This is a genomic window from Allobosea sp. FW305-C-101 (assembly GCF_058783685.1).
The window spans coordinates 1-20,793 of record NZ_JBYSYT010000001.1 but is presented as its reverse complement, the minus strand read 5'-3'; the positions used below and the strand labels follow the sequence as shown (position 1 = coordinate 20,793).

Annotated in this window: 16 protein-coding genes and 1 pseudogene; 2 read left to right on the top strand and 15 right to left on the bottom strand. The window is 64.8% G+C overall.

Annotated elements, in window-relative coordinates; all coding sequences use genetic code 11:
• Nucleotides 1-20 precede the first annotated feature (20 nt).
• The 5 genes and pseudogenes from AC3WMA_RS00085 to AC3WMA_RS00065 all read right to left on the bottom strand — a co-directional run bounded on the left by AC3WMA_RS00085 (nucleotide 21) and on the right by AC3WMA_RS00065 (nucleotide 5,272).
• Nucleotides 21-887, bottom strand: a complete 867-nt coding sequence (locus tag AC3WMA_RS00085; RefSeq protein WP_492283395.1) for a hypothetical protein — start codon at nucleotides 885-887, stop codon at nucleotides 21-23.
• A complete protein-coding gene (locus AC3WMA_RS00080; protein ID WP_492283394.1) occupies nucleotides 884-2,314 on the bottom strand; it encodes a putative bifunctional diguanylate cyclase/phosphodiesterase in 1,431 nt (476 codons plus the stop codon). Before AC3WMA_RS00080 ends, AC3WMA_RS00085 begins: the two co-directional genes overlap by 4 nt.
• Nucleotides 2,315-2,574: 260 nt before the next feature.
• The gene (locus AC3WMA_RS00075) at nucleotides 2,575-2,727 is read right to left on the bottom strand and encodes a hypothetical protein (RefSeq protein WP_492283393.1); all 153 of its coding nucleotides are present in this window, start codon (nucleotides 2,725-2,727) and stop codon (nucleotides 2,575-2,577) included.
• Nucleotides 2,728-2,762: 35 nt separating this feature from the next.
• Nucleotides 2,763-3,925, bottom strand: a pseudogene (locus tag AC3WMA_RS00070) (tripartite tricarboxylate transporter permease); the annotation flags it as partial.
• Between the two features lie 417 nt (nucleotides 3,926-4,342).
• Nucleotides 4,343-5,272 carry a TorF family putative porin gene (locus AC3WMA_RS00065; protein ID WP_492283392.1) on the bottom strand — a complete coding sequence of 310 codons (930 nt, stop codon included), beginning with the start codon at nucleotides 5,270-5,272 and terminating at the stop codon, nucleotides 4,343-4,345.
• A 391-nt stretch (nucleotides 5,273-5,663) separates the two neighbouring features.
• Between AC3WMA_RS00065 and AC3WMA_RS00060 the strand changes: the two genes are divergently transcribed.
• Nucleotides 5,664-7,517 carry a potassium transporter Kup gene (locus AC3WMA_RS00060; protein ID WP_492284715.1) on the top strand — a complete coding sequence of 618 codons (1,854 nt, stop codon included), beginning with the start codon at nucleotides 5,664-5,666 and terminating at the stop codon, nucleotides 7,515-7,517.
• 336 nt (nucleotides 7,518-7,853) lie between these two features.
• Here the strand turns inward: AC3WMA_RS00060 and AC3WMA_RS00055 are convergent, their stop codons facing one another.
• From AC3WMA_RS00055 to AC3WMA_RS00025, 7 genes are read right to left on the bottom strand one after another with little or no spacing between them, the layout of a single operon-like run.
• The gene (locus AC3WMA_RS00055; protein WP_492283391.1) at nucleotides 7,854-8,747 is read right to left on the bottom strand and encodes an SMP-30/gluconolactonase/LRE family protein; all 894 of its coding nucleotides are present in this window, start codon (nucleotides 8,745-8,747) and stop codon (nucleotides 7,854-7,856) included.
• A gap of 39 nt (nucleotides 8,748-8,786) precedes the next feature.
• A complete protein-coding gene (locus AC3WMA_RS00050; RefSeq protein ID WP_492283390.1) occupies nucleotides 8,787-9,776 on the bottom strand; it encodes a Bug family tripartite tricarboxylate transporter substrate binding protein in 990 nt (329 codons plus the stop codon).
• Nucleotides 9,777-9,833: 57 nt separating this feature from the next.
• Nucleotides 9,834-10,667 (bottom strand): citryl-CoA lyase, encoded by an 834-nt coding sequence (locus AC3WMA_RS00045; protein WP_492283389.1) that lies wholly within the window; start codon nucleotides 10,665-10,667, stop codon nucleotides 9,834-9,836.
• Entirely contained in the window at nucleotides 10,664-11,845 is a 1,182-nt protein-coding gene (locus tag AC3WMA_RS00040; RefSeq protein WP_492283388.1) for a CaiB/BaiF CoA transferase family protein, read from the bottom strand. Before AC3WMA_RS00040 ends, AC3WMA_RS00045 begins: the two co-directional genes overlap by 4 nt.
• Nucleotides 11,846-11,860: 15 nt before the next feature.
• Nucleotides 11,861-13,384, bottom strand: coding sequence for a tripartite tricarboxylate transporter permease (locus AC3WMA_RS00035; protein ID WP_492283387.1), 1,524 nt, complete (start codon nucleotides 13,382-13,384; stop codon nucleotides 11,861-11,863).
• A gap of 4 nt (nucleotides 13,385-13,388) precedes the next feature.
• Complete coding sequence (locus tag AC3WMA_RS00030) at nucleotides 13,389-13,895, bottom strand: tripartite tricarboxylate transporter TctB family protein (RefSeq protein WP_492283386.1); 507 nt, start codon at nucleotides 13,893-13,895, stop codon at nucleotides 13,389-13,391.
• Between the two features lie 46 nt (nucleotides 13,896-13,941).
• On the bottom strand, nucleotides 13,942-14,922 hold the full coding sequence (locus AC3WMA_RS00025) for a Bug family tripartite tricarboxylate transporter substrate binding protein (RefSeq protein ID WP_492283385.1): 981 nt from the start codon (nucleotides 14,920-14,922) through the stop codon (nucleotides 13,942-13,944).
• Between the two features lie 195 nt (nucleotides 14,923-15,117).
• Here AC3WMA_RS00025 and AC3WMA_RS00020 point away from each other — a divergent pair, with 195 nt between their 5' ends.
• Complete coding sequence (locus AC3WMA_RS00020) at nucleotides 15,118-15,894, top strand: IclR family transcriptional regulator (RefSeq protein ID WP_492283384.1); 777 nt, start codon at nucleotides 15,118-15,120, stop codon at nucleotides 15,892-15,894.
• 564 nt (nucleotides 15,895-16,458) lie between these two features.
• Here AC3WMA_RS00020 and AC3WMA_RS00015 read toward each other — a convergent pair.
• The 3 genes from AC3WMA_RS00015 to AC3WMA_RS00005 form a co-directional block, all read right to left on the bottom strand.
• Complete coding sequence (locus AC3WMA_RS00015) at nucleotides 16,459-18,294, bottom strand: TniQ family protein (protein WP_492283383.1); 1,836 nt, start codon at nucleotides 18,292-18,294, stop codon at nucleotides 16,459-16,461.
• A complete protein-coding gene (locus AC3WMA_RS00010; RefSeq protein WP_492283382.1) occupies nucleotides 18,291-19,352 on the bottom strand; it encodes an ATP-binding protein in 1,062 nt (353 codons plus the stop codon). The genes AC3WMA_RS00015 and AC3WMA_RS00010 overlap by 4 nt, the downstream gene beginning before the upstream one ends.
• A 7-nt stretch (nucleotides 19,353-19,359) precedes the next feature.
• The coding region (locus tag AC3WMA_RS00005; RefSeq protein WP_492283381.1) for a TnsB C-terminal domain-containing protein at nucleotides 19,360-20,793 on the bottom strand (1,434 nt) is incomplete at its 5' end.

Genomic DNA, 20,793 nt, shown 5'->3' with positions numbered 1-20,793 from the left:
CATGTTTTTGTTGGAGGTTCTTAGTCACGAACCACCGGATCGTACGATCCAGATCGGGAATTCGTGCTGCTCCAGGGCGAGGGACGTGCCGGCGCCGTCGCAGCGCCGATCAATGGACGCCGGTTCCAGTCCGTCACGGCGTCGCTATGCACCTGCCTGACGATCCACAGGAAGTAGATCGAGGCGGGAATGCCGATCAGGTCGAAGACCAGGGTGGCCCAGGATGAACAGGCCCTGGCATCGATCAGATGCATCAGAGCGCAGGTCATGAAAATGCCGGTCAGGGCGATGCCCGCCAGGGACCAGGAGCCATCAGAAAGATAGCGGCGCACCTGACGATCGGCGAGATACCAGCCGACCATGCCATAGGTGGCGGTCACGAACGCGTTGGCGAAGAACGAGGCGGAGGCAAAGGCGTAACCGGTTTCCGGCGCGCTCGCCGCGCTCGCTGGCGAAATGCAGAGGATCAGGAAAGATAGTTCTGCGGCCGGCTGCTGAACGAGATTCCAGGAGGCCAGGCCGCCGGCGAGGAGAGCCGCGACGAAGCCGAGCAGGATCAGACGCTGCGGCGATGCGGCGATGCCGCGGTCGCCCTGGCCGTTCCACATGGTTTCGAAGCGAAGCCACACGAATACGAGACCGGGCGGCAAGCCGATGATCGTGGCGGCGAGCGTCGGCCAGGAAACGGTCTCGCCCTGGAGCAGTTGCCAGCCATGCATCAGGTGATGCGGGCCGCAGCTTGCCGCCATCAGCGCGAAGCCGATGCCGAACCGGGACCAGCCTCGATAATGATGAAGGCTGATCGTTTCCCAGATCGAGAGCAGGCCGAGCCCCAGATAGGCCGATCCGATCATCAGGGTCGTGATGCCGACCACGGTTGCGATCATGGCGACCTCGCGGCCTTGATCCCCATCGGCGCGCCGATGTGGTCGAGGAACTCGTCGATGAAATAGCGATGGCCTTGCCGAACCGGCCCGCTCGTGAAACGCGTGCCGTGGAGCTTCCGGATCGAACGCGGCTCCCAGATCGGCTTGATCAGCATGGGCGCGATGCGCTCGGCCGCGACGGGCCGCGAGAAGAAGAAGCCTTGTGCGACCTCGCAACCCATGCGGAGCAACATCGCCGCCTGTTCATGCTTTTCGACGCCCTCGGCGATGGTGTGCTTGCCCATCGCGAAAGCCAGACTCAGGATCGATGAAACGATCGCGGTATCGCCGGGTTCGCTGCTGAGGCCGTCGATGAAGCTGCGATCGATCTTCAGGACCTCTGCCGGCATGTCCCGAAGACGAGACAGCGACGAGTGCTCGGTGCCGAAATCGTCGATCGCGATGTAGACGCCGAGTTCCTTGATGCGGTTGAGCAGTCCGACGACCTCGTCCGTCGCGCTCATCATCGCGCTTTCGGTGATTTCCAGGCACAGCGCCGTCGGATCGATCTGCGTATCCCCGATCACCTGGCGCAGCTCTGCGAAAAAGGTCGGTTCCGCGATCTGGCGGGGAGAAACATTGACCGTCATGGTCAAGGAACGGCCGGGCATCGCCCGTGTCCAGGCCGCAAGCTGGCGGCAGGATTGCAGCAGCACCTCTTGCCCGATCTTGACGATCAACCCGCAATCCTCAGCCACGGGGATGAAGTCGCCGGGCGGCACGATGCCTTGCTCGGGATGGCGCCAGCGGACAAGCGCCTCGACCCCCACGACATATCCGTCGGTCAGTCGCACCTGGGGCTGGTACTCCACGAAGAGCTGCGCTTCCCGCAAGGCCGCTCGCAAATCCGATTCGATCTGCACGCGCTTCTCGGCGCGCCTGTGCAGCTCGTCGTCGAATTGCTCGAGCCGCGCACGTCCACGAGCCTTGGCGGCGTAGAGAGCGGTATCGGCCTCCCGCAGCAATTGCTCGCCGGATTTCATCCCGGGGGCGCATTGCGCGATCCCGACGCTGGCCGTGACCACCACCTCGCGGCCGGCGATGAAGATCGGCTCGGCCAGGGCATCGAGAATCCGCCGGCCAAGCGACGTGCCGGAGCGAGTGGTCGCCTGCGGGTGCAGAATGACGATCTCGTCGCCACCGAACCGGCTCGCCAGATCATCCGGTCCGGTGCAGGTGCTGATGCGCCTGGCCATCTCGGACAGCACCTGGTCGCCACTGCTGTGCCCGAAGGAATCGTTGACGAGCTTGAAATTGTCGAGGTCGATGAAGAGGATCGCGATATCCGCGCCATCGGCGTCGCCGCGCAAGAGCTCGCGTTCAAGCCGTTCCAGCAACAGGCTGCGCGTGAGCAGGCCGGTCAATGGATCGTGGGCCGCGCTGTGCATCAATCGCGCAACCATATCCCGCAGTTGCTCGGTCTCTGAGTTACTTGCAGCGGGGGAGTTATGCCGGGTTCCCAATTCGATCGACAGGGCAGGCCCCGGAAGATCGATTGCTGGTAGCGAATTCTGTCGCTCTCGAAGCATTTCTGGCTTCACGTCCGATTGGAATAATCGCGACGATAGAGGTCCGGAGTTTTCGAGACGTTGCCGATACGGCAGGCGTGCGATTCATTCAATGCGATGGTTAATTGTTTAATGCACGCTCAGGTTGATGAAGCTGCAATGCCCGAGACATTGAAGGGGCTATGTGTCGGCAACGATACGATTGCCATAACCTCCTCGAAAAGCTTGACCTGGGCCGTTGCTGAGGTGCCGAGCGGTACCACCGCAAGAGCAACACCGATGAAAGCCCGCATTTCGACCTCCCTGGCCGACTCGAGGCCGGGTGGATTTATTGAGCAGCCGTCAAAGTCGGGTTTTCGTTCCGCCGGCTCTGAATGAACCGGAGCAACGGAATCAGCAACAGCAGGGCCGCGACGATCAGCAGGCCCGCTGCGATCGGGGAGGAAACCAGCGTCATCGGGTCGCCCTGACCGATTGCCAGGGCACGACGAAGCTGAAGCTCGGCCATAGGGCCGAGAATGAGGCCGATGAGCGCGGGCGCGATCGGCACTGAACAGCAGCGGAAGCCGTATCCGATCACGCCCAGGACGGCGAGGGCCAGCAACTCGACCCAGGACTGCGACAGACCCCAGACGCCGACCAGCGAGAAGATCAGGATGCCCGCGTAGAGATGCGGTTTCGGGATCGCCAGCAGCTTCACCCAGACCCGCGCCATCGGCAGGTTGAGCACCAGCAGCATGAGATTGCCGATATAGAGCGAGGCGATCACGCCCCAGACCAGTTCGGGATTGCTGGTGAACAGCGTCGGGCCGGGCTGGAGGCCGTAGTTCTGGAAGGCTGCCAGCATCACCGCGGCGGTGGCCGATGTCGGCAGGCCGAGCGTAAGCAATGGTACCATGACGCCTGCGACGGCGGCGTTGTTCGCCGCTTCGGGGCCGGCAACGCCCTCGATCGCGCCGTGACCGAACTCTTCCGGATTCTTCGAGAGGCGCCGCTCCAGCGTGTAGGACAGCAGCGTGGGAATTTCCGAGCCGCCGGCCGGCATGACTCCGATCGGGAAACCGAGCGCCGCGCCGCGCAGCCAGGGCTTCCACGATCTCCGCCAGTCCTCGCGCGACATCGCGATCGGCCCGTTGACCTCGATGACCTTTTGCGGCTCGCGGCTGAGGCGGCTGGCGACGAACAGGATCTCGCCCACCGCGAACATCGCGACCAGGACGATGGTGATGCCGATACCGTCCGACAGCTCCGGCACGCCGAAAGTCAGGCGCGGCAGGCCGGCCTGGTAGTCGGTCCCCATCACGGCGAGCGCCAGCCCGAAGAACAGCGAGACGAGGCCGCGCAGGATCGAGGTGCCGAGCACGACCGAGACGGAGGTTAGGCCAGAGCGCCCGCGACAGCCGCGAGCATCGACGGCCCGAAACCGAAGAAAATGGCGGCGATGATGACAGGAAGAACGAAGACCAGGGAAAGGTTGGGGATCGACGCCGCGCTTTCGAGAGCGAAAGCGAGCAGCGTCGCGAAGCCCGTCATGACGAGTGCCGCGAGATAGCCCAGCGCGCTCGGCAGGGCCGGCTCCTGAGGCAGAACTCCCGGCGGCCTGCCGTCCGGAACGAGGTCGGTGTCTTCGATGCTTCCCGAGTTCGTCATGGTCAGCCTCCTGCGGTCGAAAGCTGTTCAGCGCCACTGCCCAAGATGGTGCGTGTCTCAGCAACTAGGGCGCGGCGCATAAGCGTTCCATGCAGGAAAGCGTTCCTCCGCATTGGAAAGTCATAGTGGCGGCAGAGCCGGGAGCCGGGTGAAGACGCCCTGAGCAGGATCGAGCCTTAGCCACGCCCCTTCTCGACGCAGCTCACCAACGGTACGGGAAGCGACCAGGCGATCGCTGCCCGATGGCGTCCGTCGCGGTCAGCGCGATGCGAAGACGCCGAGCTGGCTCGCGGTGGTGTCGAAGGACAGCGTCGCGATGAAGGCCGCCCCGCACCAGTTCGAACGGGCCGAGCCCGTGGCGAGGCCTCTTGGATCCGTGGTCAGGCTGAAGCATTCACGCCTGCTCAGATCGGTGTCGTGATAGCGCAGATCGAGCGTGGTGTTGGCGTAGGTATAGGATACGCCTGCGTTCCAGTAGCTGTAATCCGGCAGGCGGACGGAGCCGTAGACGGCCGCCGTGGTGCCGAGGCTGTAGCGCCCGAGCTCAACCGACACGGCCAGGCCAGCGGGCAGGACGCCGAGGAACCTGTCGGGCAGCGCATATTTCGCCGTCACATTGGCATAGGTGCCGGGCGCCCCGGAGCCCAGCCAGTCCCCGGCGTGGAAGATGCCGGCGCCGAGTGTCCATTGCTCGTCGACGGCCCAGGACACCTTGCCTGCCAATTCGAGGAAGTCGGTGTTCTTCGGTGTCAGGATCGCGCCGGCGGCGTCGACCAGGCGCCGCTCGCCCGGGTAATAGTAATAGATGACGCCGAGATCGAAGGTCAGCGGCCCCAATTTCGGGCGAAAGCCGGCGGTCAGGTCGATTTCCGCTGCCGGGCGCGTCGGCAGATCGACCCGATAGCCTGCGACACCGGCGTAAAGCAGGTTGTCGAAAAGCTGGAGCTCGCCATAGGCCTGCGGGCTCGGCTCGTGGTTCGACTGCGTGATGCCGCGGAAGTTGTAGTCCGAGGCCAGCTTGAAGCCGAAGGCAAAGTCGATCGGCTTCTCGGGAGCGGTTGCGGCGGCGGGCAGCGTCTTCGGGGCCGGTTCGGCAGCCTGGACGGCGACGGCGCCGAGAAGCGATGCCCCGAGCGCGCCGATCAGCGGGCGGGTGAAGCTTGATGGGAACGCTGGCACGGAAAGCATGTCGCTGGTCTCGGATGACTTTGGAAGCCTCCTTAGATCGCGCTCAGCCGTTGAACTCAAATAAAAATCTCATAGTATTATTCGCTGGGATTGTGTTCGTAATATATATTCGTCAGTTCATGATATGATTCTGAAACTAAACTTCTCCTCTTGTATCCAGGCTGATTGCCGCGGGCCTTGCCGGGGGCCTCGCTCGCAGCGAGATCGGCGGCGATCAGCCGATCCGGCGAGGCAGGCTGAGGCCGCGGCCCAGGCCGTTCGCGCAGGCTTGCTGTCAGCGCCGCCGCGTGCCCTACTTCCGAGATAATGGGGAGGGCAGCGCATGGCGCATGAGGTTCCGTCACCGGGCGGCAGGCCGTCTTCCCACGATCACAACGGCTCCGTTCCCGCCCTGACTCTGGGGGCGCTCGGCGTTGTCTACGGCGATATCGGCACCAGCCCGCTCTATGCGCTCAAGGAGGCCGTTCGGGCTGCGGCCGCTGGCGGCGTCTTGCGGCCGGAGGCAGTGGTCGGCTGCGTCTCGATGATCCTCTGGGCTTTGATCCTGATCATCTCGATCAAGTATTCGCTGCTGATCATGCGGGCCGACAATCGTGGCGAAGGCGGCATCATGGCGATGCTGGCCCTGCTCAAGGCGCGTCATGCCAAGCCGGGCTCGGCACGGGCCTATGTCCTCGTCGTCGGCCTCGTCGGTGCCGCTTTGCTCTATGGCGACGGCGCCATCACGCCGGCGATCTCCGTGCTGAGCGCCATCGAAGGCCTCAAGGTCGACGCGCCGTTCCTGGCGCCGGCCGTGGTTCCGTTGACCGCGGCGATCCTGATGGGCCTCTTCCTGGTTCAGAGCAAGGGTACAGGTTTCATCGGCCGGCTGTTCGGGCCGGTCATGCTGCTCTGGTTCCTGATCCTCGCGCTTCTCGGCATCCGGGGCATCCTGATGGCGCCGGGCATCCTGGCTGCGATCAATCCGTTCAACGCGCTGTACTTCATCACCCACACCTCTCCGCTCGTCGGCTTCGCCGTTCTCGGGGCGACTTTCCTGGCTGTGACCGGCGGCGAGGCAATGTATGCGGATATGGGCCATTTCGGCCCGAAGACGATCCGCCTGGCCTGGTTTACCGTCGTGCTGCCGGCACTGATGCTGAATTATTTCGGCCAGGGCGGGCTGCTGCTGATCCATCCGGAGGCGATCGAGAATCCGTTTTATCAGCTCGCCCCGAACTGGGCGCATTATCCCCTGATTGCCTTCGCGACGGCGGCGGCCGTCATCGCCTCGCAGTCGATCCTCACTGGCGCCTTTTCGCTGACCCGCCAAGCCGTGCAACTCGGCCTCTTCCCGGCCGTCCGCATCAAGCACACGGCTCATGACCAGCGGGGTCAGATCTACATCCCGATCGTGAACTGGCTCATCTGCCTGGCGACCTTGACGTCGGTCTTTGCATTCCGCTCGTCCGAGGCCCTTGCCGGCGCCTACGGTATCGCGGTCTCCCTGCTGATGGCCATCACCACCGGGCTGGCGGCGCTGATCGCTCTGAAATGGGGTTTCAGCCCGATCCTCGTCGTCGCGGTCAACGGCTTCTTTCTGTTGATCGACCTCGTGTTTTTCTCCGCCAACCTGCCGAAACTGCATGAGGGCGGCTGGTATCCACTGGTCCTGGCGCTCGTGCTGGTGGTGGTCATGCTGACCTGGCGGCGCGGGCTCGCTTTGGTCGAGGCGGCGCGCAGCCGCCAGCGCGAACCGGAGAAGGCGTTTCTCGAGATGCTGTCGGCGAAGCCGCCGGTGCGCCTGCCGGGCGCGGCGGCATTCCTCGCCTCGGCCGCCCGCGGCGTTCCGCTTTCGCTCTCGCATTTCGTTCGCCACAACCATGCCCTGCACGAGCGGATTTTGCTCGTCACCGGCAAGCTGGAGGAAATCCCGCGCGTAGCCGATGAAAACCGCATGGAAACGATCGAGCTCGCGCCCGGCGTCACGCGCGTGATCGTGCATTTCGGCTTCATGGAGACGCCGCGCATTCCGGACGGCCTGCGCTGCGGCGTCGAGCACGGCCTGCTGCCCGGCATCGATCTCGCCGACCTCTCCTATTACATCGGCCGCGAAACCGTTATTCCGCGCGAGGACATCGCGGGAATGGCCGTGTGGCGCGAATCTCTGTTCGCCTTCATGCAGCGCAATGCCGAGCGCTCCGCCGCCCATTTCCACATTCCGGCCAAGCAGGTGGTCGAGGTGGGCGTGGAGATCGAGATCTAGAGCCTTTTCAAGCGAAGCGGGTACCGGCTCGCGTGAAGAAAATGCGTTAAAACAAAGGCTTGGAGAAATTCCGCGATTCGGAGGATCGCGGAACTGCTCTTGCCGCTACCACCGAACCACGGCAGCGAGCCCGCAGGCTTCATCGGTCGGCGACCCGAGCCGCAGCGCAGGGGAGCCTGATGCAAGTCGGCATTGCCGCCCCTATCAGTAGAAAGAGGTCTACCTCCGTTGGGCCGCGATAGGCCAAAGCCATTGGCGCGGCGGCAGTCCCTTGCCCCTCCTGATCACTCAGAAGGGGCTGCAATTCCCTGCGCGCGGTCGGTATCATTGTGGCGGTTACGTATCCGGAAGGTACGCGCGCAGGATCTGCCCGCTTTCGGATTCAGTCAGAAGCAATGTCGCTCCATCGGGCAGAAGCGCCGCATTCGTCACCGTCCGGCCGGCGCAGGAAAGGATGCGGTAGAGCGGTACGCCGAGCGGCGAGAGCACCCAGGCGCAGCCATGGCCGGGATCGCAGACGACCAGGCGACCATGTCGATCCACCACCAGCCCGTCCGGTCCGGACTGGCCGCCGGGCAACTGGGCGAAGACCTGGGTCTTTCCAGCCTGGGCGCTGGGGTCGAGCGGCACCCGCCAGATCTGGGCGGCGCGGGTTAGCGCCAGGAAGGCATGGGTTCCCTCGCGCGAGACGGCGACACCATTCGGGCTCGCCGCGTTGCAGATGATCCGGTCGAGGCGTCCATCCGGCCAGAGCCGGTAGAGCCGGCCGCTCGGGTCCTGCATGCCGGTCTGGCCCTGGTCGGTGAACAGGATCGAGCCGTCGGGCAGGAGCTGGAGATCGTTCAGCCCCTTGAAACCCTCGCTGTTGACGGCCCCGAGAATGATCTCGATCGCCCCGCTTCCGGGATCGATCGAGAGCAGGCCGAGGCGGTAGTCGGCCACGATCAGCCGGCCGTCCGACGCGACCTTCATACCGTTCGGCCAGCCGTCATAGGCGGTGACCAACCGCCATTGCCCGGCGGAATCGATCGCGAAGATTCGCCCGAACGGGATGTCGACGACATAAAGCGTGCCGTCAGGCCCGAGGCAGGGGCCTTCCAGGAACGAGTCGACCGCCTGCCCGCCCTTGTTGGCATCGCCCCAAGCGCTTGGACGCCGCTCCCGAAAATCGTCGGGCAGGCGGGCATGGACCGTCGTCTCGATCGGCTGCGGCGGTGCGAACCAGCTCATTGTTCGGATCTCCGGCGTGAGATTTGCCGCATGACTCGGCTAGGCCTGCGAGGCGCGAACGACGTCGCCCCAGGTCTTGATTTCGCTCGCGATGAACTTGGCGAAATCCTCCGGCGCGCCCGGCTGCGGGAATCCGCCTTGGTCGGTGATGCGCTTGGCGACGCTCGGATTGCGGGTCGCCTGGACGGCGAGTTCGTTGAGGCGTGCGACGACCGGCTCCGGCGTTCCGGCCGGGGCGAGCAGGCCGAACCATTGCGAGGAGACGAAGTCCTTCACGCCGGCTTCGACCAGGGTCGGCACCTGCGCGGCGATCGGCAGCCGTTCTGCTCCTGTCGTCGCGATCAGCCTGAGCTGGCCGCCCTCGATGAAGGAGAGCGCGGTCGGCGCCGCGGTGAACAGCATCTGGATCTGCCCGGCGACGACATCCTGAAGGGCCGCCGCCGCGCCGCGGTACGGCACATGCTGCAGGCTCGCGCCGGTCTTCAGCTTGAACTGCTCGCCCTGGAGATGCGGCACGGTGCCGACGCCACCCGAGCCGAAATTCAGCTTGCCCGGATTCGCCTTCGCATAGGCGACAAGCTCGGCGACGGTCTTGGCCGGCACGCTCGGATGCACGACGAGCACCGAAGGGAACGTCGCGATCAGGCAGACCGGCCTGAACATCTTGAGCGGATCGATCCCGGCCGCCGGGGTCAGGGTCGGCGTCACCGCCATGGTGGAATCGCCGAGCAGGACGGTGTAGCCGTCGGGCTTGGAACCGGCGACGTCCTTCATGCCGATGGCGCCGGCCGCGCCGGTCTTGTTCTCGACAAAGAAGCGGTGGCCGTTGAGCTGCTCGCTTATCGCCTCTGCGATCAGCCGCCCGACGAAATCGGTGGTGCCGCCAGCGGCATAGGGGACGACCATCCTGATATTGGCCGATGGATACGCCTGCGCGAACGCCGGGCTGGCCAATCGGCTGAGTCCGAGCGCGGTGACGGAGGTCCCGAGCGAAGCATGCAGGAACGAGCGGCGAGAAAGTTGCGTCATGATGGTCTCCCCCGAGATGGCTCTTGGTTATGGGTCTGATGGTGATGGCTGCGCGGCTTAAGCCTCTGGTAGCCGGCGTTCCGGCGCGCCCTGATAGGCCCAGAGCCATTCGCGCGGCAGCGGCCCCTTGTTGCGGTCGGGCTTCTGGGATTGCTCCCAGGCATGGGCGAGGATGCCGACCGAGCGGGAGAGCACGAAGAGACCGCGCGTCAGCGGCGGCGGGAAGCCGAGCTCGCCATAGATGACGGCCGTAGCGCCATCGATATTGAGCGGGATGCGCTTGCCTTTCCGGTGCGAGACGGCGGCCTCGACCGCCTCCGCGATATCGGCGAACCGCCCCGTGACGGTGCCGGCGGCGGCCGCTTCGCGCGTCAGGGCCAGCAGCCGCGGCGCCCGCGGGTCGACCGGATGGAAGCGATGGCCGAGGCCGGGCACATAGCCGCTTTCGGAGAGAAAGCGCGCGACGTGATCCGTGGCGGCGCGCTCCAGCGGCTCACCCGCATCCATCGCTGCGGCGATGGCGCCGAAGAACTCCAGCGCCTGCTCACCGGCGCCGCCATGCACATCGCCGAGCACGTTGATGGCCGAGGCCATCGCGCTGTTGATGCCGACGCCGCAGGTCGCGGCCATTCGGGCGATCGCGATCGAAGGCGCCTGCGGGCCGTGATCGACCGCCGCGCCAAGAGCCGTGCCGAGCAGCGCTGCCTGCGCCTCGCTCGGCAGTTCGCCGCGCAGCATCAGCCAGATCATCGCGGGGAAGCTGACGCGGCCGATCAGGTCCTCGATCGGATAGCCGCGCAGGCGGATCAATCCGGGCCGCATCTCGATGATCTCGGTCGCCCACCATTCCTCGCCGCGCTCGCGGCCTTCCTTGCGGGTGCCGTCGCTCATGCCTGCCTCCTCGTCTCACGCTGCCGGCGGGCCTCCGCCAGGATCTGGTCGCTATGCTCGCCGAGCTTCGGCGGCGGCTGCATGGGCCGGGGCGCTTCGCCATCGACCAGGAAGCCACCGCGGATCACCGTCAGCGGGCCGTCGCCGGCGCCCGCCTCGAAGCGGGTCGTCATGCTGCGCGAGGTGACCTGCTCCTCCTGCAGGACCTGCGGGATCGTCAGCACGCGTCCGGCCGGCACGCCGGCCCGGTTGAGCCTCGCTTCCCATTCCGCGGCAGGCGCGGCGGCGAGGGCGGCCTCGATCTCCTGCTTGAGCTCGCCGCGATGGCGCTTGCGGGCCTCGCGCTCGCCGAAGCGCGGATCGCTCGCGAGTTCGGGCCGCCCGATCACGCCGCAGAGCGTGACGAACTGCTCCTGCTTGTTGGCAGCGATGTTGAGCAACCCGTCGCCGGTCTCGAACGCGCCGGAGGGCGCTGCCGTCATGTTCTCGTTGCCCATCGCCCGGGGCTCGACGCCGGCCGTCAGATAGTTCGACACGGGCCAGCCGAGTGCGCTGAGCGTGCATTCCAGCATGGAGACGTCGAGGAAGGCGCCTTCGCCGGTGCTGGCGCGGCGCAGCAGCGCGGAGACCATCGCGAAAGCGCCGAACAGGCCGCCCAGCGTGTCGCAGACGGGGTAGCCGACCCGCAAGGGCGCGGTCTCCGGCGTACCGGTGATGCTCATCACCCCGGAGAGGCCCTGGATGATCTGGTCATAGGCGGGGTTGTCCCGCATCGGCCCGGTCTGGCCGAAGCCGGAGATCGCGCAATAGACGAGGTTCGGGCGGATGGCGCGCAGGCTCTCGTAGCCGAGCCCGAGGCGATCCATCACGCCCGGCCGGAAGTTCTCGACGAGAGCATCCGCCGTGGCGACGAGGTCGCGGAACTGCTCGCGGCCGTCCTCGCTCTTGAGATCGACGACGACGGAGCGCTTGCCGGCGTTCTGGGCCAGGAAGGAGGTGCCCATCGCCGCCCTGTTGAGCGCGGGCGAGGCGCCGAGCTGGCGGGCAAGGTCGCCGCCATGGGGCGCCTCGACCTTGATGACATCCGCCCCGAGCAGGGCGAGTTGATAGCCGCAATAGGGGCCGGCCAGCACATTGGTGAGGTCGAGGACGCGAAGGCCGTGGAGGAGCTTTGTCATCTTGTGTCTCGCTTCTCAGGCGTCGCCGGGGACGTGGTCCGGGCGCGGACCGCGCCAGGCAATGATCAGGCGATAGAGGCGCGGGCCGAACAGCGCCGTGAAGGCAAGCGCCAGCAGTGCGGCGGAGAGCGGCTGGGTAAACAGCACCGTCCAGTCGCCGTTCGAGATCGTCATCGCCCGGCGGAACTCGGTCTCGGCCATCGGCCCGAGGATCATCCCGATGACGACCGGCGCGGTCGGGAAGTCGAAGCGACGCATCAGGAAGCCGACGCCGCCGAGGATGTAGAGCAGGATCAAGTCGATCGGTGATTGCGAGATGCCGTAGGTGCCGACCGTCGCGAAGACCAGGATGCCGGCATAGAGCTGCGGCGCCGGGATCTTCAGGATGCGCACCCAGAGCCCAACCAGCGGCAGGTTGAGGACGACGAGCAGGACATTGGCGACATAGAGGCTGGCGATCAGGCCCCAGACCAGCGCTGGCTGGGTGTCGAGCAGCAGCGGCCCGGGCTGGATGCCGTAGCTCTGGAAGGCCGAGAGCATGATCGCTGCCGTCGCCGAGGTCGGCAGGCCGAGTGTCAGCATCGGCACCAGCACGCCGGCGGCCGAGGCGTTGTTGGCGGCTTCCGGGCCGGCCACGCCTTCGATCGCGCCGACCGTGCCGAACTCCTCGGGCTTCTTCGACAGGCGCTTCTCGAGGACATAGGAGAGGAAGGTCGGGATCTCCGCTCCGCCCGCCGGCATGGCGCCGATCGGAAAGCCGATCGCCGTGCCGCGCAGCCAGGGCTTCCAGGAGCGCGACCATTCCTCGCGCGTCATGTAGAGCGAGCCGCGCAGGGGCACGATCTCGTCCTTGCCGGCATAGCGGCGGGCAGCGACATAGAGCGTCTCGCCGACCGCGAACAGACCGACCGCGACGACGATGACGTTGGTGCCGTCGAGCAGTTCGGTCAGGCCGAAGGTGAGGCGCGGCTGCCCGGTCTGAAGGTCGATGCCGATCATGCCGAGATAGAAGCCGAGAAACAGGGCGGCGAGGCCGCGCACCGCGGACGAGCCGAGCACGGCCGAGACCGTGACGAAGGCGAGCACCATCAGCGAGAAATACTCGGCCGGGCCGAACAGCAGAGCGAGGCCGACGACGACCGGCGCCAGGAAGGTGACGCCCATGGTGCCGATCGTGCCAGCGACGAACGAGCCGATCGCCGAGGTCGCGAGCGCCGCGCCGGCACGGCCCGAGCGGGCCATCTTGTTGCCCTCGAGCGCGGTGACGATGGTCGCGCTCTCGCCCGGCGTGTTGAGCAGGATCGAGGTGGTCGAGCCGCCATACATCGCGCCGTAATAGATGCCGGCGAAGAGGATGAAGGCGGCTTCCGGGGCGACCTGGAAGGTAATCGGCAGCAGCAGCGCGATGGTCAGCGCCGGCCCCAATCCCGGCAGCACGCCGATGGCGGTGCCGAGCGTGGTGCCGACGAGGCACCAGAGCAGGTTGGTCGGCGAGAAGGCGACCGCAAAGCCGTTAGCCAGCTGAGAGAGCGTGTCCATGACCTCAGCCTCCCAGCAGGTTTTCGATGAGGCCGGCGCCGATATTGACGCCGAGCGCCCTCGCGAAACCGAAATAGGCGGCGAGCGCGAGGGTGAGCCCGATCGCGGCATCCCGCAGCGGTCGCCGGCTGCCGAAGCCGTGGGCGACCAGCACGAACATCGCGGTCGATGCGGCCGAGAAGCCGAGCGGGCCGATCAGTGCGACATTGGCGACGAGGCCGGCAGTGACGAAGACCACGGCGCGCCAGTCCAGCACGACCTCCTTCTCCTCCTCGGGCTGCCAGCCACCGCGCGCGGCCTGCACGAGGAGGAGCACGGCGAACAGGGCCAGGCCTGCCGTCGTGATGTACGGAAAGACCCGCGGGCCGACCTGGGCATACATCGGCGAGACCGGGATCGAGAGCGTCTGCCAGAGCGTGAGCCCAGCGAAAAGCAGAAGCCCGAGCCCGATCAGGGCTTCTGCCGGCGCCAGGCGCGCATGCGTCCGCTGCCGCGGATGAACATCGGTCATCACGGGTGTCCTTGAGCGAATTGTAGGGTGCAGTCTCCGGTGGCGATCAGGCCGCCAGGCCGAGATCCCTGAGGATTGCCTCGATGCGCGCGGTTTCCTCCTGCAGGAAGCCGGCATAGGCGTCGCCGGTCAGCAGGATCGGCGTCCAGTCGCGCTTCTTCACCTCGTCGAGCCAGGCGGGGCTGCCGGCCATCTTCTCCATCAGGGTGATCATTGCGGCGCGCTGGTCGTTGCTGACGCCAGGCGGGGCGAAGACACCGCGCCAGTTGAACAGCTCGACATCGATGCCTTGCTCCTTCAGCGTCGGCGCGTCGATGCCGGGCTGGCGCTTGTCGGCGGAGATCGCGAGCAGGCGCAGCTTGCCGGCCTTCACCTGCTCCGAGAATTCGCCATAGCCGGAGATGCCGGCCGCGACCTGGTTGCCCAGCAGCGAGGCCACGGCCTGGCCGCCGCCGGCATAGGGGACGTAGGAGAGCTTGGCCGGCGCGACGCCGACCGACTTCGCCATCAGCCCGAGCAGGATATGGTCGGACCCGCCGGCCGAGCCGCCGCAGACCGGGACCTTTGCCGGATCGGCCTTGAGTGCGGCGATGAAATCCTTCGCCGTCCTGAAGGGAGAGGCCGCCGGCACGACGAGCGCAAGGAACTCGCCGGTCAGGCGGGCGATCGGCGTCGTCTGCGTCAGCTTGACCGGCGCCTTGTTGGCGATGATCGCACCGACCATCACCATGCCAGAGATCATCAGCGCGTTCGGGCGACCCTTCCACTGATTGATGAACTGCGGCAGGCCGACCGTGCCGCCGGCGCCGCCGACATTGGTGATCTGGGCGCCGCTGATCAGTTTCTCCGCGCGCAGCACCTGCTCCATCGTGCGGGCGGTCTGGTCCCAGCCGCCGCCGGGCGCCGCGGGCACGAACATCTGAAGCTGGGCCGGCGTCTGCGCGAAAGCGGCGCCGATCGGCCCTTGCACCTGGATGGCGGCTCCAGTGGCGAGCGAGCCCAGCAGAACATGACGGCGAGACAGCATCGATTTCCTCCAAGGTTCTGGGCCGGGAATTCCGGCTTCCTCCGGGACAGGGTCGCGTCGGCCTGATGGCGCTTCTTCATCTGGAGCCTGCCCGGCGACGCTTTTGTCATTCCATTATCGTTCTGTCAATCAGAATTGAATTCTATCAGACAGAACGATCTAGACGAAGCTGACCTGATCCGATAACGCTCGCGCATGACCGGAAAGACCGAAGCGGCAAGCAAGACCAGCCGGGCGGGCGATGCATCGCTGCCGGCCTCCTCGGACGGCGTTGCGGCGCTGGATCGCGCCATCGCGATCCTCAATGCCTTCACGCCGCAGGAGCGGGCGCTGACGCTGGCCGAGATCGCGGCCCGGACGGGTCTCTACAAGAGCACGATCCTGCGGCTGGCAGGCTCGCTGATCCGGGGACATCTGCTCGAACGGCTACCCGATGGCCTCTACCGCATTGGATCGGGAGCGTTCAGGCTCGGGGCGATCTACCAGCGTTCTGTCGCGGCCGCCGACATCTTGCTGCCGATCATGCGCGACCTCGCCGAGGAGAGCGGCGAGAGCGTCGCCTTCTATGCACCGGCTGGAAACCTGCGGACCTGCCTTTACCGCATCGAATCCAGGCACCCCATCCGCTACCATGTGCGCGAGGGCGACGTGCTGCCGCTGTCTTCGGGGTCAGGCGGACGAATTCTTGCGGCGTTTTCCGGGGAAGCGGGCGAGCCCTATGAAACGATCCGGCGAAGCTTCCACTATGTGTCGCTCGGCGATCGCGACCCGGATACGGCCGGGTTATCGGCCCCGGTCTTCGGACCTGCCGCCGCCCTGGTCGGCGCAATCACGCTGGCCGGCCCGCGCACACGCATCAGCGAGGCCTTTATCGCCGAGATGAAGCGGCCGCTGCTCGCCGCGGCGGCGCGGGCGACGCGCGCTTTCGGCGGAGAGGCGTCCGGCCTGGAGCGGGCCGCGAGCCAAACCTGAGGGTCGAGTGTCTCACCGCGCAATTCGGCGGCTCATTCAGGGGCAGAGCTTAAGCAGCGGTGTTATCGATCAAAGGATGATGGCGAGCCAGCCGGAGCAGCCTTCGACATGATCAGCGCCTTCGAGGTCGCCGTGCGACGCTTCCTCGGCAGGTGATGACGGAGAGTTTGGCGAGGACTGGCCGCTCAGGCCTGAAGGGCGGCCGGTGAGACGGCGTCCGATCTGCTCTTTCGCAGACAGAATTCTCTGAATGGTGGACCCCGCCGCCGGTCAGCGGCGGGGCATTTTCATCAGTGCGGCATGCTTCCGATCACATCGAGGCGCGCTTTGGAGAAAAACGGCCGTCTTTCGGGAGCGTCTACAACAATGAAGAGAGAGGCATAGTGTTTCCGCAACAGAAACCCTAAGTTATTGAAATCATTTGATTGGGATTATTGGATTCCAGGATTAAAGTTCCGCAATCAGAGGGATAGTACTTCCGCAAACTTAGCCGATCGCTTAGCCCAAAACACAAAAAACCCGGCCGTTGAGGCCGGGTTGAAATCCTAGCGAACCTGGATTCGATTAGATGCCGGGCGGAATAGCGGCTCGCTCGTAGAACGACGCACCAACCTGATTTGGCGGCCAAGCTGGCTCAACACCGCGCATTGCCAATTCCCGCTTCAACGCGGGCATATGCTTTCCGCGACTCCGGGCGAGCTCATGGAGCGATGCATATTGAGCTTTGAACCCTTCGATGGATTTGCGGGGAACGGCGATATAGGGACATCGATTGATCGGGTTGATCCGGCTCTCACTCGCGAGCAGCTGGCTGTTTGCGAGCGCGCTGACAACCCGCTCGGTGGATCGAAGTAAGTCTGCAGCCTGACGCATTGTAAGATTGTCACCGTAGTCACCGTGCGTAAGCCGTTTTATCTCGGCGACATCGACCAAAATGGAATGGTATCCAGTTGTCGCGGTCCACGAGCCCACCCAGCGCAGCTGGTGATCGAGTATCAGTTTTACAATCTCCATGGCCGAGCAGCAGGCACGCTTCGCCGCCGCTGCGATGGTCAACTGGGGCCCCTCAGGTTCTTTAACCCATACAGCGTTGGCGGACAGGCGCCTTATGAATTCGTCAAGCTCGCGGCGGTGGTAGCGCTGATCGCCTAGCTCGAGGCGGTCATGCCCTTCCACCGGCTGAATGAAGCCATGATCTGCCAGGAGTTTGGTGTGCACGCGCCCGGCATTGATGTAGGTCTCGGCCTGCTTCAGCGTGATGACGTTCTGGAGCATCTCGATGATCGGCTCACCTGCTGACAGGCGGAAGGTCACCAAGTTGTCGCTGAGGTGGTCGCTATCGGGCGGCAACACGCCTGACGCGCGGAGCACCCTCCTGAGGCGCTTGTGATGGATTCCACTTGCGCGGGTCGCCGTGAAGACCGAGTGCAGCCATCGTTCCTGAACAATTTGCTTGCCGAAGAGCCTGTCGTCCGGGCTGACAGGGGCCACGTCAGCGACGAAGTCGATGACGATGGCTTGAACCGGGTCGTAGTTCGGATCGCCCTTCATCGCGTACAGCCATTTGAAGAATTGCCCAAACCAGGCCTGAGGGCCGGAGGCGCCTTGCCTGGCGCAACTGCTTGTCGACCAGAGATCGTGCAAGAACGCTCGAACATCGGCAGGACCGCCGGCGGCAATGGCGTACCCGCGGCTGCCGGCATGTCGCCAGTCCTCTTCGCTCAGATCGCGAATGGGCGCATCGCGCCCGTTGCGGTCTACGGCACCGATCACTTCGCAGGTTCTCCAGGCAACATAGAATGGCAGGCTGTCGAGCCAGCGGGGGCCGGCGCCGCCAGTCAGACGCGCTTCAAGATATTGCTCCAACTCCGTTGGATCGCCCGGCTTTGCCTCTTGAGCGAGTGTCGGAATATCGACGACGAGCGGTGCCATTCTCCGGGCAAAGTCATGAGTGGTCTGGTCGTTGCTGACCTCGCCGAACTCCACCAGCCGCACATGGTGCTTCAGACAAACACGGTAATGTTGAAACAGCCAATCGCTGCGGCCGCTCGCTTGCCATGGACTGGCGCCATCGCCGAGATCCTCCGCCAGGCAGCGGGGGCAGGCCGCGACTCGCGCTCGTCGAAGGGAGGATCTGACGAAGGTCTGCCCGCGATAGAGATAATGGTCATGCTCACGGACAATGGCCCGATCGAAGAGCCGCTCGGCCGGAGCACCGGAGACGGTGGCAAGTCGGCTCAACGCGGCCCGATCTCCGTCTACGATGTGCTGGTGCTGGAAACCCATATCGAGCGCGAACACGCTGAGGCTCTGGGCGCGGTGCAGAAGTGCCAGCCGTGACAGGAAGCTCGCCGGTGACTCACCGGTCCGCAGTTCGAGCGAAGGATAGAGGCCGCTCATGAGCGACCTCCTTTCTTGCGACCGCGACCACTACGACGCGGCGGGTCAATCGGTAGGACGGGCTCGATTGGCGGCTCATCAACCAGGACCTGTGAGCAATCGAGATCAGCCCAGTTTGGAGCCACGAATGGGTTCATCAGCGCGCCGCAGCCGGTTCGGTCTGTGTAGGCAGTGGCGAAGTGCTCGATCGAAAGCGCCTTCTCGTCCAACAGGGCCAGCTCGACGGCCTCGTGAATAAGCTCAATCACAAGCCCGAAGCGGTGCAAGGCGCCGTGGATCAGCCGAGGCGCGATCTGCTCGACCGCGTCTTCGCCAATGGCGACGCCAACCACCTCCGCAAGGCCGCAGATGATGCCTCCGACCATCTCATTGTCGTCGGGCAGCCTTAGCAGCGGAACCGACACAAACTGGCCACGACGGCGAATCTCGTCGATTTTGCGCATCTCAGGGGTCAGGCTGGGCAAGCCCGAAATGATCAGGCCAACTGGCCAGGACGAGACCATCAGCGTCTTGAAGGTCTTCCTGATGTTGTCCATTTGGACCACGTTGGCGTTGTCCGTGAGATTGTGCGTCTCGTCGAAATGGATGATCAGCACACCGGCAACGGGTAGAAGCTCCAGGATGCGGGCCCAGATGATGTGATCCGCCAATTCCCGAGCCAGAGGGTAGCCCAGTGCTCTGAGCACCTCTCGCCCGAGCGTTTTTAAGGTGCAAGGAGCTGGCACGATCACCCTGAGCAAGGGAGAGCGATGCTCTCCCCGAGGCTGAAGGATGGGGTGTGTTCGAAAAAGCCGCTCGAGAGATGCGGTTTTTCCGGTTCCGGCCTCCCCGCTCACGAAGAGGCAGCGCCCCTCATGCCGAGCGTGCGCTGGCTCGCTGCCAGACTGCCGCTGGCTCAGAACGGAACGCATCAGCGTATCGAACTTGCGCCTGAGCTCAGGATCCCATTCCGTCTCGATATGCTTGTTTTTCAGCTTTTCACGCGCCGCCAAAACGATTTTCTGCTGCTCTGAAAGCGAAACGCGGAATACCTCAATGAGGTCAGAGTTATAGGTCATGGAAATATCAATCCGTAATCTTAAATGAACGGGTCTTGGCTTTGGGTGCGACAGCTGAAGGCACAGCGAGTTCGCTGGTCCCGGTCGGAATCGCCCCCGCGAGCAGATTGCCGACGAGTGGCGCGGCGCCGTCAGGCAGCTGCGCAGGTCGACCAAAGCCGTACCCGAGCTCCTTTTGTGCGTAGTCCAGCTCTTCGGTGCTTGGCCGAGTGGAGAAGATACTCACGCGGGCAGCGGCCGCCCTGCCAAGCTCCCAGGCATCCTTGATCGCCTTGGCGACGATCCCATCCGCAACCGCCGCCTCAGCCTTGAATCGCCGCCGAAGATCCGCCTCCGCCGCGCGCCAAATTTTCAATGGGACGTCGTCGAAGCCTGGCCGTACGTTCGGAACCGCGAGCCAACCGCCATCTTCGAGGCGGACGGAGACGTGACCGAGGTCCATATGGTCCATGCGGGCCTCGAGGGTGACATCACCTCGCTGGCGGCGAAATTCCTGCAACTCACGGCTATTGAAGTGGAGGCCGAACAAGTTGACGCCCTTGGGCGTCAAGCAGCAATCGCGCTTGACACCGAAGACGGCACGACGACGGTGGCGATCAGGCGATGGAATGATCCCATAGGCCTTGACCAACCGCTTCCAGCAGTTGGCGGGTGTTTCTCCTTTCAAACCGGCGTGCGGAGTGTTGTGGTAGATGTCGAGCACCCACCGGGTGATGACATCGCAGAGCTCATGCAAGGTCAGGCTGACTCGGGCGACCGGGTCGTAATCACCCTTCGCCGCGATCGATTCAAAAGTCCGGCCGGTGTACGGGCAAAGCGCTTGCGTACCTGCTGTTCTGAAGAACCGCTCGATGCGCCCCCGAAGTGACGGAATTCCGGCTGGCGGAGCTTCCGCGTCGGCTTCGAGATCGATGATCGCGCGGCGAAATCGCAGGGACAGAAAAGCGGCCCCCTGATCATGAACAATGCGCTCGGGCGAGCCATAGAAGTCGTCTCGGCACATCGCGCCGGCGGCCAAGGCGTACGGCGCCTTCGGTGTCACCACCATCTCGAGAGTGTCCAACGCAAGCTCGGCCGTCGGTGTGAGGCCGAGCTTGAATCCAACACAGACGGATGTCGCGCTATCCAGGGCAGCGCATAGCCACGGACGAGCGGTTGCGATCTCTGACTGCAGCTTGTCTGAAAGCTTATCGAGGATCCCGAGATCTGCGCAGAGGGTTTGCAGGTTCACGCGCCATTCATCGATTTCAACGCGCTGAAGTGGCCGCTCGACGTCGACGCCGTTTTGGACCATCGCGAAGCGCTTTCTTGCGGCGTCGAGACCATAGCGGCATGCATGAACATCGAATTCGTGGATGGAGTTAATCTCCGCCACCAAGCGCTCATAGCTTGGGACCCGAAGCGGCTTTTCACCCGCCGCCTCCCGCTTTGGGTTTTCCTC

Coding starts and splice junctions, on each gene's coding strand:
- AC3WMA_RS00085 (WP_492283395.1), bottom strand. CDS start 887: ATGATCGCAACCGTGGTCGGCATCACGACCCTGATGATCGGATCGGCC.
- AC3WMA_RS00080 (WP_492283394.1), bottom strand. CDS start 2,314: ATGCACAGCGCGGCCCACGATCCATTGACCGGCCTGCTCACGCGCAGC.
- AC3WMA_RS00075 (WP_492283393.1), bottom strand. CDS start 2,727: ATGCGGGCTTTCATCGGTGTTGCTCTTGCGGTGGTACCGCTCGGCACC.
- AC3WMA_RS00065 (WP_492283392.1), bottom strand. CDS start 5,272: ATGCTTTCCGTGCCAGCGTTCCCATCAAGCTTCACCCGCCCGCTGATC.
- AC3WMA_RS00055 (WP_492283391.1), bottom strand. CDS start 8,747: ATGAGCTGGTTCGCACCGCCGCAGCCGATCGAGACGACGGTCCATGCC.
- AC3WMA_RS00050 (WP_492283390.1), bottom strand. CDS start 9,776: ATGACGCAACTTTCTCGCCGCTCGTTCCTGCATGCTTCGCTCGGGACC.
- AC3WMA_RS00045 (WP_492283389.1), bottom strand. CDS start 10,667: ATGAGCGACGGCACCCGCAAGGAAGGCCGCGAGCGCGGCGAGGAATGG.
- AC3WMA_RS00040 (WP_492283388.1), bottom strand. CDS start 11,845: ATGACAAAGCTCCTCCACGGCCTTCGCGTCCTCGACCTCACCAATGTG.
- AC3WMA_RS00035 (WP_492283387.1), bottom strand. CDS start 13,384: ATGGACACGCTCTCTCAGCTGGCTAACGGCTTTGCGGTCGCCTTCTCG.
- AC3WMA_RS00030 (WP_492283386.1), bottom strand. CDS start 13,895: ATGACCGATGTTCATCCGCGGCAGCGGACGCATGCGCGCCTGGCGCCG.
- AC3WMA_RS00025 (WP_492283385.1), bottom strand. CDS start 14,922: ATGCTGTCTCGCCGTCATGTTCTGCTGGGCTCGCTCGCCACTGGAGCC.
- AC3WMA_RS00020 (WP_492283384.1), top strand. CDS start 15,118: ATGACCGGAAAGACCGAAGCGGCAAGCAAGACCAGCCGGGCGGGCGAT.
- AC3WMA_RS00015 (WP_492283383.1), bottom strand. CDS start 18,294: ATGAGCGGCCTCTATCCTTCGCTCGAACTGCGGACCGGTGAGTCACCG.
- AC3WMA_RS00010 (WP_492283382.1), bottom strand. CDS start 19,352: ATGACCTATAACTCTGACCTCATTGAGGTATTCCGCGTTTCGCTTTCA.